The organism is Arthrobacter sp. W4I7, assembly GCF_030816215.1.
GTDB classification, from domain to species: Bacteria; Actinomycetota; Actinomycetes; order Actinomycetales; family Micrococcaceae; genus Arthrobacter; species Arthrobacter siccitolerans_A.
On the sequence record NZ_JAUSXU010000001.1, the window covers coordinates 2,351,830 to 2,365,971 of the forward strand.

Below are 14,142 nucleotides of genomic sequence, written 5' to 3' on the forward strand. Positions count from 1 at the left end.
CAGCGCATGGAGCAGCAGACCTGACGCTGATCCATTGATGGAAAGAAAAGGACAAAGATGTCAGTTCAAAACTCGACGGCCGAGCACCGCCAGGTGACCTGGAGACCCACAGCCGAGCAGCAGCGCACTTCACGGCTCTGGGACTTTATGGGCTGGGTTGCCGACAACCGAAACATCCGCCTCACCGATTACCGGACCACCTGGCAATGGTCGGTTGATGACCTCTCCGGGTTCTGGGACTCCGTCCGGGAGTACTTCAACGTCCTCGGTGAAGGCTTGGAGGGGCCAGCATTGGCTGAAGAGCGGATGCCCGGAGCGGTTTGGTACCCGAACGCGAAGCTGAACTTCGCCGAAAACGTGCTGCGCCACGCACTTAACCCGGAACTGGCCGACTCCACAGCAATTCTGACAATAAAGGAAGACGACTCAGTCAGGGAACTGACCTGGCGCCAACTGCAGTCTCAGGTTTCATCCCTGGCCGCGCACCTCAAGCGCCTCGGAATCAGGTCCGGAGACCGCGTCGCCGCTGTCCTCCCAAACGTTCCGGAAGCGATTATCGGGCTGCTGGCAACCGCTGCCATCGGAGCCGTCTGGACGATCAACTCACCCGATCTCTCCGCTGCAGCGACCCTTGAGCGCCTGCGCCAGCTCGAACCCAAGCTGCTCATCGGCGTGGACGGCTACCGGTTCAACGGAAAGGACTTCGACCGCCTCCAGCACCTCGCGGACGTTGAAGCCGGGCTGCCCGGACTGGAGCACACTATCCTCCTTCGCAGCACCGGCCAGGACGCCGGGGTAGCTGCAGACCGGCTCGACTTCACGTCCCTGCTCACCGATCCGGTCGAACCCAACTACGCTCGGGAAAGCTTCGATCACCCGCTCTGGATCCTCTTTTCCTCCGGCACCACGGGCTCCCCAAAAGGGATCGTCCACGGCCATGGCGGGATGACCCTTGAAGCGCTCAAGGGAACAGGTCTCAATCAGGACATGGGACCCGAGGAACGCTACTACGTCGCTGCCAACACCTCATGGATGGTCTGGAACACCTTGGTTAACAACTTAATGTCGGGAGCCTCCGTGGTCACTTATGCCGGCTCCCCCATGTACGGGCGGAAAGACCGGCAATTCGACATCATCGCCCGGACCGGAACCACGATGTTCGCCACGGGTGCCGCCTATCTTTCCCTTGTCGAAAAATCAGGTTTGGAACCTGGCCGGTCCTGGGATCTTTCGAAGCTGCGCTCCATCCTCTCCACAGGCTCCCCGCTGCCTGATTCAACCTGGCTGTGGGTCCACGAGCACGTGAAACACGATGTGCATCTGGGTTCCGACACCGGAGGCACCGACATCTGCAGCGGCTTCATCGGATCCAACCCCCTGGAACCGGTCCATCTCGGCGAACTCCAAGGGCCTCTGCTCGGCGTGGCCGTCCAGGCCTGGTCAGAGCCCGGGCAACGGGTCATCGGTGAAGTTGGGGAAATGGTGATCACCCGTCCCATGCCCTCCATGCCGGTGTTCTTCTGGGGAGACAAAAACGGGGCCAGATACCGGAGCTCCTACTTCGAAAAGTTTCCCGGTGTCTGGACCCAAGGTGATTGGATCACCGAAACTCCTAACGGCGGCTTCGTTGTGCACGGCCGCTCCGACGCCACACTCAACAGGGCCGGAGTCCGCCTCGGCAGCGCCGACATCTATGCCGCCCTACAACACGTGCACGAGGTTACCGAATCCATGGTCATCGGTCTCGAGCAAACAGGCGGCGGCTACTACATGCCGCTCTTCATCACCCTCGAGCCCGGCTGCCAACTGAGCGAAGAACTCAAGGACAAGATCAACGGCACCATCCGCCGGCTGACCTCAGCAAGGCACGTTCCGGACGACGTCATCGTCGTCCCCGCCATACCCGTAACTCACGCCCTGAAAAAAATCGAGATACCCATCAAGAAACTTTTCACCGGACACAGCCCCGACACGACTATCAACCGCGGGTCGCTCGCCAACCCGGAAGCAGTCGACTGGTTCATCGACCAGGCACGGCTCTACACGTCATCACACCGCCAGTAGACAACATGGCCGGCTGCGGACAGCGCAACACTCAGGTTACTGAGCAGTCAGCCATGGATTTTCGGCTGGTCACGACAGGTTGGTTTGTACGGATTTGAATACCTGCGGCACACATGCGCTGCCAGACCCACTGATATTAGGAAAGGCTGTTTTTAATGGGGCAGTTCACCGACAAGGTCGTCATCATAACCGGGGCCAGCACTGGCATTGGCCGTGCCGCTGCTTTGGCCTTCGCTCGCGAAGGAGCCAAGCTCATTCTCGGTGACATCAACGACAATACGGCGGCCACGGTCGAGGAAGCCGCTCAAGCCGGCGCGGAGGCAATTTTCGTCAAGACCGACGTCAGCGACGCAGCCTCGATGCAGGCGCTGGTGAAAACCGCAGTGGACACTTATGGGCGCCTCGACGTGGCCTTCAACAATGCTGGTCTGCTTCCGCGCACCGCGGATCTGGCGGACATGGAGCCTGAGGACTTCGACCGCACTATAGCCGTAGATTTACGCGGCGTCTTCCTGGCAATGAAGTACGAGATCGCCCAGATGCTGACTAACGGCGGGGGATCGATCATAAATACCGCCTCTGTCGCCGGTATCGTAGCTGATCCCGGGATGTCCCCCTACGTCGCTGCCAAACACGGTGTGGTGGGGCTGACCAAGGCCGCCGGCATCGAATACGCTGCCCGCGGCCTGCGCGTCAACGCCATTGCCCCAGGGCTCGTGGCTACCCCCATGACCGAGCAGTGGCTTCAGGACCCGGAGTTCGCCAAAAACCTGATGAACAACAGCCCCATCGGCCGCCCCGCTCAACCCGAGGAAATCGCCGGCACCGTGCTGTACCTGGCATCCCCGGCCGCTTCCTTCGTAACCGGACAGGTCATCGTCATCGATGGTGGCCAGACCGCCCACTGAGGGGCTGAAGCCCTAATGGCCCGCGCGCACGGATAAGCCCACCAGGACCTCGTCCCATCTCGAACCCGTGGGAGCAATGTCATGGGATAAGCCCACTCCAAAAAATCCAATAGACCTTGTTGACGTCGCCCTTGAAACCGGAACGGGTGGCCGAGCTCGTCCAACGGGCAGCAAATGGAATCCCCAAATCCGTCGTCGCCAGTGACTACGGCATCAGCCGGGAAACGGTATACCAGTATCTCCGCCAAGCCAAGCCGGAGTATGCCCTCCCTGCCGCCAGTCGCTGACGCAACAGCAACCACGCCAGCTTGAGGGAAATTTCGTTATCACCATCGATGAGATCCATGCCGCTGGCTCGCAGCGCTGACGGGACGACGATCCTGCAACACGAGCGCGCTACGAGAACGAGGAAGCGATCGCACGGCACCTTGACAGGACCGCCGACGGCCAGAAGATGTGGGGCGGGTCCACCGAATTGACCGACATTCGTTTCGTGGGGCCCCTCAGCGAGAAGTTCCGCGCGGAAAACAATGCCGCGCTCGGGTCCATCGCTTCCTGGTGGGACCGCTACCAGGCCATCGCCCGCTGATAGAAGGACATCTCATGCAGACCGCACACTGGGCCAGCAGGGCCTCACATCCTCCACCATCGGCTACGGCTCGATGGGCATCTCGATCGCGTACGGCTCAGCCGACGCTGAGGGCGGCACCGCCGCCATCCAGCGCGCCTACGACCTCGGCGTAACGCACTTCGACACCGCCGAGCTCTACGGGTGGGGCGAGAACGAGAAGATCGTCGGCGCCGCCGTGAAAAGCTTCCGAGATGACGTCGTGATTGCCACGAAATTCGGTTGGACCCGTGACTTCGGGTACGACAGCCGGCCCGACAACATCCGTGAGGTCACCGAGAACAGCCTCCGCTACCTCGCCACCGACCACATCGACGTCCTCTACCAGCACCGCCCCGACCCCAACGTCCCCATCGAGGACGTCGCCGGGACCGTGAAGGAACTCATCGACGCCGGCAAAGTCAAGTACTTCGGCCTCAGCGAAGCCGGCCCCGACACCATCCGCCGCGCCCACGCCGTGCAGCCAGTCTCGGTCCTGCAGACCGAGTACTCCCTCTTCGAGCGTCAGGTCGAAGCCCTCTTCCCCGTCCTGAATGAACTGGGCATCGGATTCGTCCCGTACTCGCCCCTCGGACGCGGATTCCTAACCGGCACCGCGAAACCGGCGTCCGAATACGATGAGACCGACATGCGCAGCCGCGATGCCCGCTGGCAGCCCGGCAACTTCGAGAAGAATCTTGAAGCCACCCGTCAGCTGACCGAGCTGGCCGCGTCCAAGGATGCCACGGTGTCGCAGCTTGCTCTCGCCTGGCTTCTCGCCCAGGGCGCCCCGGCACCCGCAGCGCCAAGCGGGTAGAGGAGAACATCGGCGCCGCCGACCTCACCCTCACCCAGCGGACCTCGACCGCATCAAGGAGATCCTCCCCACCGGAGGCTTCGGCGCCCGCTACCCCAAGGGCATGCGATCCGAGTGGGAGTAATCACCCGCACACGAACGAAGGGCGAGACGGTCAAGGCCGTCTCGCCCTTCGCTGTTCTGTACCGAGCATCCACCAGAAAAACGTAAACAATTGCGATTCATGGGGTCGTAGAAAAGCCGAAGCATTTCGGCAGCGCGGTCCACAAAGGCGATAGCCAGCTCGAGCCGATTCGTTGTCCCTCGGCACCCAACGGCGTACATGCCGCGGGGTGGCGAATAGCTCCGCGAGAATGCGGCCACTTATCGCTGCCATTCCCAATTAGTCAGCGAACTCTAAACAGGCGTGTCCGCGTGACTACGCCAGCAAACTCAACGTTCACGTGGCCCTCGTCGACGACGTGCTCCGGCGAGAACGCCACACGAAACCGTCGGCATCCTTATCTGCGGCACGAAAAATGACCCCCCATCCGAGCAGCAGGTACTCTCCAATGGGTTGGCACATGGTCGCCGCGCTACTATTAGTAGGTCTCACCGTGGCCGACGTAGCCGCCGCGTACGGCTCCTTCCCAAAATTGGCGGGTCATTGGTCAGCGTGGGGACACGCTCGCTCAGGATGCGGTTACCCTCGGTGTGCCCCATCACAAAATACAGCGGGCTCTGGGCGGTGAAAGTTGTCATCGGTACCTTCTTTGGCTAGAAGCTATCAGCCGGATATCAAGAGTTTTCGGGGCTTCGCCCGGAACGGCGGTCAGTGAGCGCGGCCAAAGCACCGGCGATGTCTTCCTTGACCGCAGGAGGTGTGAAAAAAGGCTTTGGTCCAGACTCGTCTGCGGTACCAGATGGTGTCCTTCCGGAACGCCACTGCAGCGGCGGGGTCGTGAGCTTCAATGGCCTGCCAGGCGGCAGCGTAGGCCGGCGGATCGTCCATAATGTCCGCAAGCGGTGTGTTCAGAGACACCGGACCTGGTTCAGCTACGGGCAAACCTGGGTCGACGTCACTGCTCTCTGCCTTGTCCGAGTCCGACTTGGCCCGGAATCTGGTGTGGCTCGCGTAAATAGGAGCCTGTTACCTTGGCCAGAGTTGATTATGCAAGCGGTAGGGAACGCAAGTCAACCGGTTGACCAGTGTGGACTGAAGAAAGGGTTACTGGGAGGCGTTGAATCCAAGGAGCAGTCGACGTGATGCGGTCTCCATATGAGAGCGCATCGTGGCTGACACTGCGGCAGGATCCCGGGCCTCTAATGCCGCGTGAATTTCCGTGTGTTCCTTCAGGGCGGCGGCGGCGTGTCCCTCGTCCGTTAGCGCCCGGTCTACCCAAATCCTGAGAAGCGAACGGATGCTCTGCAGCAACTCCTGAAGCACCTGGTTTCCCGAACCTTCGGCAATTTCGCGGTGAAAAGCAGCATCCGCTTCCACGAATGCGGCCAGGTCGTTGACATTGGCCGCCATAACCTCCAGGTTGCCCTTCATTCTTTCGAGGGCTTCGCTGGTGATGCGCTCCGCCGCAAGTTGCGCGGCCTGAACCTCCAGGCCGCTGCGTAATTCAACCAGCTCGCGGGTTCTGGGCGCGCCGAGCATCATGCCCCAGCTAAGGGTTCGGGGCAGGAGTTCCGAGATCCCGTCGCGCAAATAAGTCCCGGAACCCGGACGGACAACAACAATGCCCAAGATCTCCAGCGCGGCCAACGCCTCCCGCACCGCAGAGCGTCCAACTCCGAGGGAGGCGGCAAGCTGGCGCTCTGCCGGCAACCTCGTTCCCGGAGCGATATCTCCGCTGGTGAAGTAGGCAAGCAGGCGCTCAGCAACTTCCGACACCACTGATTGCGGGCCCAGGGAGCCCAAGGCTTCGCTGATCTTGGACGTGGACAGGGGTGACGGATTTATGGACACGACCCCAGCCTAGCAACGAGGACCACCGGGACTGGACGTAGACAAATCGATCAACCGGTTGACCAATTTCTTTCTGACGCTTATGGTGGAACTCGCGTGCTTTAGCCGCCGGTTCGGTCAGCAGACCCTTCCCGGCCTTGATACAGACCCCAGCCTCCGGAGACGGACGGTGGGGGATTTCACTATCTAGGAGTCAACGTGGACACCGCACAATCGGTGGTCGAAAAATCCGCAATCAGGAAAGTGGTGATCCGGCTTGTTCCGTTCGTTGCCCTGATGTTTTTCATCAACTGTTTGGACCGGACCGCGATTTCCTTTGCCGGTCCGAACGGCATGAACGAGGACCTGGCCCTTTCGGCGGCCCAGTTTTGCTTCGCGTCCGGCGTCTTCTTTATCGGCCACATCCTCCTCGAGGTTCCCAGCAACCTTGCTCTGCACAAGTTCGGCGCCCGCCGCTGGCTCGCCCGCATCATGGGCAGCTGGGGCATTGTCTCCCTGCTGTTCACTTGGGTGGGCAACGTGGAGCAGCTTTACGTCACGACATTCCCCTAAATTAGGCCCAGGAGCTCTCCCATGACCCGCCTGTTCAATGAACCCACAGCCTTTGCTGACGAAATGATCGAGGGCTTTGTCGCCTGCCACGGCCGCTGGGTGAAGCCTGTCTCCGGCGGGGTGGTTCGGAACACCAAGAGCACACCGAAGACGGTGGCGCTCGTGATTGGCGGCGGTTCCGGGCACTACCCGGCTTTTGCTGGCCTCGTAGGCCAGGGCCTGGCCCACGGTGCGGCTATGGGTAACCTATTCGCCTCCCCCTCCGCCCAGCAGGTGTACAACGTGGCTAAGGCAGCGAACAACGGGGCAGGGGTGCTCCTGGGCTACGGCAACTACGCCGGCGACGTTCTGCACTTCAACCAGGCCCAGGAACGCCTCCGCAAGGAAGGCATCGACTGCCGGAGCATCGCTGTTACCGACGACGTCTCCTCCGCCCCGCTGGCCGAACGCGCCAAGCGCCGCGGCATCGCCGGGGACCTGACCGTCTTCAAGGTCGCCGCCGCTGCCGCGGAAGCCGGCTACACAATGGACGCAACGGTCGAAATCGCCGAGCGCGCCAACCACCGCACCCGCTCCTTCGGAGTCGCCTTTACCGGCTGCACCCTCCCAGGGGCTGACCGTCCCCTGTTCACTGTCCCGGAAGGCCGGATGGCCGTAGGTATGGGCATCCACGGCGAGCCCGGCATTGACGAAACGGACATCCCGACAGCGGACGAACTCGCCGAACTGCTCGTCGCCAAACTCCTCACCGAAATCCCCGACGGCGCCGAGCCAACTGGTGCCCGCGTGGTTCCCATCCTCAACGGGCTGGGCAGCGTCAAATACGAGGAACTCTTCGTCGTCTACCGCCGCGTAGCCCAGCTACTGACCGAAACCGGCTTGGAAGCTGTCGACCCGCAGGTGGGCGAACTCGTCACCAGCTTCGACATGGCAGGGACCTCCCTGACCCTGTTCTGGCTCGACGACGAACTCGAAGCCCTTTGGAACGCCCCAGCCGACGCCCCGGCCTTCCGCCGCGGCGCCGTCACCGCTGCGGCCCTGGAACCAGATGATGCGGGCGACTTTGCCGACGTCGAAGTTACCATTCCGGACGCCACGGCAGAGTCCCGCGCCGGGGCAGCCCGTATCCTCGCCGCACTCGAAGCAGCGAAGGCAGTAGTGGACGCCAACGCCGACGAGCTGGGCCGGATCGACGCTATCGCCGGCGACGGTGACCACGGCATTGGTATGGAACGGGGCGTCCGCGCCGCCGTCGAAGCAGCAACAGACGCCGTCGGACGGGGTGCAGGGGCCGCCACCACCCTCTACATCGCGGGCGACGCCTGGGCAGACAAGGCTGGCGGCACCTCCGGTGCCCTCTGGGGCATGGCCCTACGGGCCATCGGGGACGCGGTGGGCAACACCTATAAGCCCGACGCCAATGCTGTTGCCACCGGTGTTGCGCAGGCGGCCGCTGCGATTATGGAGTTCGGTAAAGCCAAACCCGGGGACAAAACCCTGGTAGACGTCCTGGTCCCGTTCCGCGACGCCCTCACCTTCGAGGTCGTAGCCGGGAAGTCCCTCACCGAAGCCTGGGGAACCGCAGCCGCCACCGCCCATGAGGCCGCCGATGCAACCGCCAACCAGCTCCCCCTGATGGGCCGGGCACGGCCGCACGCCGAAAAAAGCCTCGGCACCCCTGACGCGGGAGCCGTATCCATGGCACTGATCATCCGGGCCATCCACACCACCCTCGTCGAGAACACCACCATGAAGGAGAAAGCATGAGCGCCAAACTGCGCCTGGTCATCGGAGCCGACGACGCCGGCCTCGAATACAAGGAAGCCCTGAAAGCGGATCTCATAGCCAGTGAACTGGTTGATTCCGTCACCGACGTCGGAGTGGACGCCACCAGCCACACGCCCTACCCGTCCGTGGCGATCGCCGCGGCCGAGCTCATCGCGGCCGGCAAGGCCGACCGGGCCCTGCTGGTCTGCGGCACCGGCCTCGGGGTCGCCATCGCCGCCAACAAGGTCCCCGGCATCCGCGCCGTCACCGCCCACGACAGCTTCTCCGTGGAACGCTCAGTCCTGAGTAACAACGCCCAAGTACTCACCTTCGGCCAGCGCGTCGTCGGCCTGGAACTTGCCCGCAGGCTTGCCAGGGAATGGCTCACCTACACCTTCGACGAAACTTCCGCTTCTGCGGAAAAAGTCACCCTGATTAAGGACTACGAAGGTGTCACTTCTTGCTAAGAACCCTTTGGCCAGCGCCGGAGGAATCACGCCGAAGGCCATCATCGGCGTCAGCCTGAAGATGTACTTCGGCTACCAGCGCTCAGTGGACTACTGCCGGGACATAGCTGCCATCGCGTCCACGCACCCGGCGGTCCAGAGCGGTCAGATCGAACTCTTCGTCCTGCCCACCCTCCCGGTGCTTCCCGAGGCCGGCCGAATCCTAGGCCCCGCGGGCGCCGCCGCCGGGGTCCAGGACATCTTCTGGGAAGACGAGGGTGCCTTCACCGGCGAGGTCGGCGGCAAAACCGTAGCTGAACTCGGCGGACTCTACGCCGAAGTGGGCCATGCAGAACGCCGCCGGATCTTCGGCGAGGACGACGAAATCATCGGATTGAAGACCGCCGCAGCCTACCGCAATGGCCTCACCCCTGTCCTGTGCGTCGGAGAGCTGCAGCAGGGATCGGCGAAGGAAGCTATCGCCCGGTGCTCCGCCGAGATTGACGCCGCACTCAACCGGGCGCGCTCCGTTGCGCCGACAGGCCGGACCATCGTGGCCTACGAGCCGCAATGGGCCATCGGCGCCCCGGAACCCGCGACGCCGGAATACATCAGCGCCGTCATCACCGGACTCGACGCGCACCTGCGTGCACTGCCAGGCCAGGCGGACAGCCGCGTGATCTACGGCGGCAGCGCCGGCCCTGGACTGATTACCAAGCTCGAGCCCGCCGTCACCGGCCTGTTCCTGGGCCGCTTCGCCCACGACCCGAAAGCGCTGCAATCCATCCTCGATGAGACCGCCGCCAGGCTCGGCGCGGAGGTGACGGTATGACTTCACGAATCGGCCTGAGCAGCTACGCATTCTTCTGGCAGCTCTCGGACCAGGTCGCCGAGCCGATCACCATCCACGAGGCACTGCAGAAAACCGCGGACCTTGGGGTGGACCTGTTCCAGATCTGCGACTACGGCCCGCTAGAAGCAATGTCCGACGGTGACCTCGCCGCGGTCCGCGCCACCGCGGATTCCCTGGGCGTAACCCTGGAGGTGGGGACTAAGGGCATCCGCCCGGAGCACCTGCGCAAATTCCTCTACATCGCCGGGATTCTGGGCTCGCCCCTGCTGCGCACCATGTTCAACGTCCCTGGCCACGCCCCGACAGCGGAGGAAGCAGTATCCATCTTCCATGAGGTGCTGCCGGAGTTCGCAGCGGCGGGAGTGAAGATCGCAGTGGAAACCTACGAACAGGTACCCACCTCCCGGATCCTGGACGTGATCCGCGGTGTGAACAGCCCTTACCTGGGCATCTGCAGCGACCCCGCCAACACCGTCGCTGCGCTGGAAATGCCCCGCGCGGTGATAAACGCCGTCGCACCCTATGTGCTGAACATGCACATCAAAGACTTTGCGTTCAGCCGCAAGCAGGGATGGGTCGGATTCACCTACTCCGGCGCACCCCTGGGCGAAGGCCTCCTCGACTACGACTACCTCGTCGCGAAGGTCCAGCCCAAAGAAAGAAACATCAACCAAATCATCGAACACTGGCTGCCCTGGCAGGACACCGAAGCGGACACCGTCCGCCTTGAAAACCAGTGGACCCAGCAAAGCCTCGATTTCCTAAGGAGCAAGTGAAATGTCTGCAGAAAAATTGACCGTCGCCGTCATCGGAGCCGGAGGAAAAATGGGTATGCGTGTTTCCCGGAACCTCCAAAAGAGCGCCCACACCGTCTACTACAGTGAGAACTCCCCCGCCGGCCAGGAACGCATAAGGGCAGAAGGCCGAGACATTAGCTCCACTGATGACGCTGTCAGGGGCGCCGATGTGGTCATCCTCGCCGTCCCGGACACTGTCCTTGGCGTCGTGTCCGAGGGCGTGGTCCCCCAGATGAAGGCCGGCGCGATCCTGCTTACCCTGGACCCCGCAGCCGCCTACGCAGGCTTGCTGGCAAAGCGCGAGGACGTCGTTCAGGCAGTCGCTCACCCTTGCCACCCGTCCGTGTTTTTGGAGCGCACCACCAAGGAAGAATGGGCCGACACCTTCGGCGGCGAAGGCGCGCCTCAAAACGTTGTTGCTGCCATCGACGACAACGCCTCTGACGAGACCAAGGCTGCCGCCGAGGCCATCATCCGCGTCATCTACGCCCCCGTCATCGACGTCCACTGGGTCACCGTCAAGCAGCTGGCCATCCTCGAACCCACACTGGTCGAAACCGTGGCCTGCATGATCGGCACCCTGCTTAACGAGGCCCTGCACGAGACAGTCCACACCGCCGGCGTTCCCGAGGAAGCAGCCAAGGCGATGCTGTTCGGCCACGTCCAGATCGCCCTCACCAACGCGCTGCGCGGCTCCAATCCGTTCTCGGAGGCCTGCGAAATCGCCATTCAGTACGGCAGAGATACCATCATCAAGGACGACTGGAAGAAAATTTTCGACGACTCCGAATTGGACAGCGTCATCGCCAAAATGCTCAGGCTCGAAGCAGTCAAGCACTAGAAGGACACTTCTGCAGCGCACAGCCGCCAGGAGGCAGTGAGGACGGCGGGTCCTCCCCCGGTCGTCACTGCAACCAAGGCACGACAACCGGACGACTGGGGGTGATTCGCTCCCTGTCGGGATTGCCCGCCTTTTATCGCGCGCGTAGCTGCACCGAAAGTGGGAATCGCTCCGCGGACAAGGCCGACGCTGCATCGGGCATGCCACCACACATTACTGGCATGTTCGAGGGGACGTCGTCACTATGCACGGAAGCCAGGAAGATCTCTGCAGGGATTCCGCCCGCGGCAGCCCGTTATCGCGACCGGCGTCGGGTCGCGAGGAAATAAGTCCGACCCGGGGGGATGCGCTGGTGCTGGCAAATATTTTTGGCACCGATGCCCGCGGTCACCGTCCCCTGCTGGCGGATACCGACCAGGCCAGGACGGTCACCGTCCCGGCCCGCACCTAGCAGGACGCCCTCTGGTCGCGGCAGCAGATGGTCAACGAGCTTCGCTTAGTGTTACGTCTATTGCACCCTGTACTTGGACGTCGTGGCGGCATGGCAGAACGGGATCATTCGCACCGAAACCAAGAACTCCTGCGCACCGTACCCACCCCTAGCGGGGCTGCCCGACGTCACATCCGCATGATGAAGCCGCACTGCGCTACGCAGGGCGGACCCGGGCATGGCCCCCAATGCCCCAGCGGATGGAAGCCATCCTTCGCGGCGACCATGCCCGACAGCCGAAGGCCGTCGAGGACGCCACGGAACACCAACCCTCAGGCCTGTTGCTCCAACTTGACGCTGCCCGCCAGGCCCTCAACCGGCTCACCATGCAGTCCAGGAAGGCTTCCTGGCTCACCTTAATGCCCTGATCATCGCCGCCGTGGAAGCTGTTCCCCCCCGTTACCTTTTTCGTAGCCCCCGGTCCTGTTGCAGGATGAGGGTGTGTTGGCCGGTCGGTCCCGGCATGGTTTCTGCCCCCAGTCGTTCATGATCCGGGGGGTGTTGTCACCGGGACCGGCTTGGCGGCAGCTGATCGCTGATAGAGGCACGACGACGGGTCCTTCGTAACGTGGATGCCGACACCTGCCGCCGTTGACCAGCCAGCACAGGATTTTGACGCGCGAACAAGGGAGCGAGTGTGGCGGTGATTCTGGATCAGCAGCACATAGACGTATTCATCGGCTTGGACGTCGGGAAATCCGGCCACCATGCCGTGGCCCTGGACAAGGCCGGCAAGAAGCTCTTCGACAAAGCCCTTCCCAACGACGAAGTCCGGCTGCGGGAGATCCTCGACGGGCTGTCCGGGCACGGGAAAATCCTGCTGGTGGTGGACCAGCCTGCCACTATCGGGGCACTGCCCGTCGCAGTCGCCCAAGCTTCCGGCGCAGCAGTCGGCTACCTGCCGGGCCTGGCGATGCGGCGGATCGCGGACCTGCACCCAGGCCAGGCGAAGACCGATGCCAGAGATGCGGCGATCATCGCTGAAGCGGCACGCAGCATGCCACACACGCTGCGGTCCATCGCCCTGGATGATGAGACGCTGGCCGAGCTCGGCGTGCTCTGCGGCTTCGACGACGACCTCGCGGCCCAGATCACCGCGACGTCCAACCGGATCCGCGGACTCCTTACCCAGATCCACCCGGCCCTGGAACGGGCCCTGGGGCCGCACCTTGATCACCCAGCGGTGGCGGACCTGCTTACCCGCCATCCCACACCCGCGGCACTGAAGACGGCCGGCCGCGGACACGTCAAAGCCAGGCTGAAGAAGCACGCGCCGCGGGCCGCCGAACGGCTCACCGATGCGATCTTCACGGCATTGGGCCAACAAACCGTAGTGGTCGTGGGCACCGGTGCCGCAGGGATCGTGCTGCCGAAACTGGCCGAACAGCTGCTCTCCCTTCGCCATCAGCGGGACGACATCGCGGCCCAGGTTGAAGCCCTCGTGGAGGCCCACCCTCTTCACAAGGTCCTGACCTCGATGCCCGGCATCGGCGTCAGGACCTGCGCCCGCATCCTCACCGAAGTCACCGGCAAGCACTTCGCCAGCGCCGCACATCTGGCCTCTTACGCCGGCATTGCACCTGTCACCAGGCGCTCTGGGACATCGATCAGAGGCGAACACACCAGCCGACGCGGGAACAAGAAACTCAAACGCGCCCTGTTCCTCTCCGCCTTCGCAGCCCTGCACCACCCGCCGTCGCGCGCCTACTACGACCGCAAACGGGCCGAAGGCAAACGCCACAACCAGGCCCTCATCGCCCTCGCACGCCGACGGTCAGACGTCCTCTTCGCCATGCTCCGAGACGGAACTCTCTACCAGGAACCGGAACCACGAAATCTGCCATCAGCGGCTTGACGAAAACCATAGAGGCACCCCCCCCGGGATGACGAGGCGCCCGAAGCGCAGGATGGCCTACGATCCGGCCTAGCCCATACTGAGCGACCAAGCGAGGGCCGAAGGAGGTCAAGCTCGAGTTGCCTCTGAGTGCCGGGTCTTGTTTTTGCGGTAACCCTTTCGCTACCATCGGACTAGCGTTGCAATTATTG

Annotated in this window: 11 protein-coding genes and 2 pseudogenes; 12 read left to right on the forward strand and 1 reads right to left on the reverse strand. The window is 63.0% G+C overall.

Annotation, left to right across the window (positions count from 1 at the left end; genetic code table 11):
• Nucleotides 1-57: 57 nt before the first annotated feature.
• The 4 genes and pseudogenes from QF047_RS10840 to QF047_RS10855 all read left to right on the forward strand — a co-directional run bounded on the left by QF047_RS10840 (nt 58) and on the right by QF047_RS10855 (nt 4,396).
• Nucleotides 58-2,064: an acetoacetate--CoA ligase gene (locus QF047_RS10840; RefSeq protein WP_307276689.1), complete on the forward strand. Its 2,007-nt coding sequence runs from the start codon at nt 58-60 to the stop codon at nt 2,062-2,064.
• Nucleotides 2,065-2,219: 155 nt separating this feature from the next.
• Nucleotides 2,220-2,972 carry an SDR family NAD(P)-dependent oxidoreductase gene (locus tag QF047_RS10845; protein WP_307276691.1) on the forward strand — a complete coding sequence of 251 codons (753 nt, stop codon included), beginning with the start codon at nt 2,220-2,222 and terminating at the stop codon, nt 2,970-2,972.
• 131 nt (nt 2,973-3,103) lie between these two features.
• Nucleotides 3,104-3,259, forward strand: a pseudogene (locus tag QF047_RS10850) (helix-turn-helix domain-containing protein); the annotation flags it as partial.
• A 375-nt stretch (nt 3,260-3,634) separates the two neighbouring features.
• Nucleotides 3,635-4,396, forward strand: coding sequence for an aldo/keto reductase (locus tag QF047_RS10855; protein WP_307276694.1), 762 nt, complete (start codon nt 3,635-3,637; stop codon nt 4,394-4,396).
• Between the two features lie 1,207 nt (nt 4,397-5,603).
• Here the strand turns inward: QF047_RS10855 and QF047_RS10860 are convergent.
• Nucleotides 5,604-6,344, reverse strand: a complete 741-nt coding sequence (locus tag QF047_RS10860) for a FadR/GntR family transcriptional regulator (protein ID WP_373427804.1) — start codon at nt 6,342-6,344, stop codon at nt 5,604-5,606.
• 204 nt (nt 6,345-6,548) lie between these two features.
• Here QF047_RS10860 and QF047_RS10865 point away from each other — a divergent pair.
• From QF047_RS10865 to QF047_RS10900, 8 genes and pseudogenes are all read left to right on the forward strand, one after another.
• Nucleotides 6,549-6,896: pseudogene (locus QF047_RS10865) on the forward strand (MFS transporter); the annotation flags it as partial.
• A gap of 27 nt (nt 6,897-6,923) precedes the next feature.
• The gene (locus QF047_RS10870; RefSeq protein ID WP_307276701.1) at nt 6,924-8,669 is read left to right on the forward strand and encodes a dihydroxyacetone kinase family protein; all 1,746 of its coding nucleotides are present in this window, start codon (nt 6,924-6,926) and stop codon (nt 8,667-8,669) included.
• The gene (locus QF047_RS10875) at nt 8,666-9,136 is read left to right on the forward strand and encodes a ribose-5-phosphate isomerase (RefSeq protein ID WP_307276704.1); all 471 of its coding nucleotides are present in this window, start codon (nt 8,666-8,668) and stop codon (nt 9,134-9,136) included. The genes QF047_RS10870 and QF047_RS10875 overlap by 4 nt, the downstream gene beginning before the upstream one ends.
• Complete coding sequence (locus QF047_RS10880; RefSeq protein WP_307276707.1) at nt 9,120-9,947, forward strand: triose-phosphate isomerase family protein; 828 nt, start codon at nt 9,120-9,122, stop codon at nt 9,945-9,947. Before QF047_RS10875 ends, QF047_RS10880 begins: the two co-directional genes overlap by 17 nt.
• Nucleotides 9,944-10,744, forward strand: coding sequence for a sugar phosphate isomerase/epimerase (locus QF047_RS10885; RefSeq protein ID WP_307276710.1), 801 nt, complete (start codon nt 9,944-9,946; stop codon nt 10,742-10,744). Before QF047_RS10880 ends, QF047_RS10885 begins: the two co-directional genes overlap by 4 nt.
• A 1-nt stretch (nt 10,745) precedes the next feature.
• The gene (locus QF047_RS10890) at nt 10,746-11,606 is read left to right on the forward strand and encodes a phosphogluconate dehydrogenase C-terminal domain-containing protein (RefSeq protein ID WP_307276713.1); all 861 of its coding nucleotides are present in this window, start codon (nt 10,746-10,748) and stop codon (nt 11,604-11,606) included.
• A 690-nt stretch (nt 11,607-12,296) separates the two neighbouring features.
• The gene (locus tag QF047_RS10895; RefSeq protein WP_307276716.1) at nt 12,297-12,464 is read left to right on the forward strand and encodes a hypothetical protein; all 168 of its coding nucleotides are present in this window, start codon (nt 12,297-12,299) and stop codon (nt 12,462-12,464) included.
• A 278-nt stretch (nt 12,465-12,742) separates the two neighbouring features.
• Complete coding sequence (locus QF047_RS10900) at nt 12,743-13,951, forward strand: IS110 family transposase (RefSeq protein WP_307281890.1); 1,209 nt, start codon at nt 12,743-12,745, stop codon at nt 13,949-13,951.
• Nucleotides 13,952-14,142 lie beyond the last annotated feature (191 nt).

Coding starts and splice junctions, on each gene's coding strand:
- QF047_RS10870 (WP_307276701.1), top strand. CDS start 6,924: ATGACCCGCCTGTTCAATGAACCCACAGCCTTTGCTGACGAAATGATC.
- QF047_RS10855 (WP_307276694.1), top strand. CDS start 3,635: ATGGGCATCTCGATCGCGTACGGCTCAGCCGACGCTGAGGGCGGCACC.
- QF047_RS10895 (WP_307276716.1), top strand. CDS start 12,297: ATGGAAGCCATCCTTCGCGGCGACCATGCCCGACAGCCGAAGGCCGTC.
- QF047_RS10875 (WP_307276704.1), top strand. CDS start 8,666: ATGAGCGCCAAACTGCGCCTGGTCATCGGAGCCGACGACGCCGGCCTC.
- QF047_RS10845 (WP_307276691.1), top strand. CDS start 2,220: ATGGGGCAGTTCACCGACAAGGTCGTCATCATAACCGGGGCCAGCACT.
- QF047_RS10840 (WP_307276689.1), top strand. CDS start 58: ATGTCAGTTCAAAACTCGACGGCCGAGCACCGCCAGGTGACCTGGAGA.
- QF047_RS10890 (WP_307276713.1), top strand. CDS start 10,746: ATGTCTGCAGAAAAATTGACCGTCGCCGTCATCGGAGCCGGAGGAAAA.
- QF047_RS10885 (WP_307276710.1), top strand. CDS start 9,944: ATGACTTCACGAATCGGCCTGAGCAGCTACGCATTCTTCTGGCAGCTC.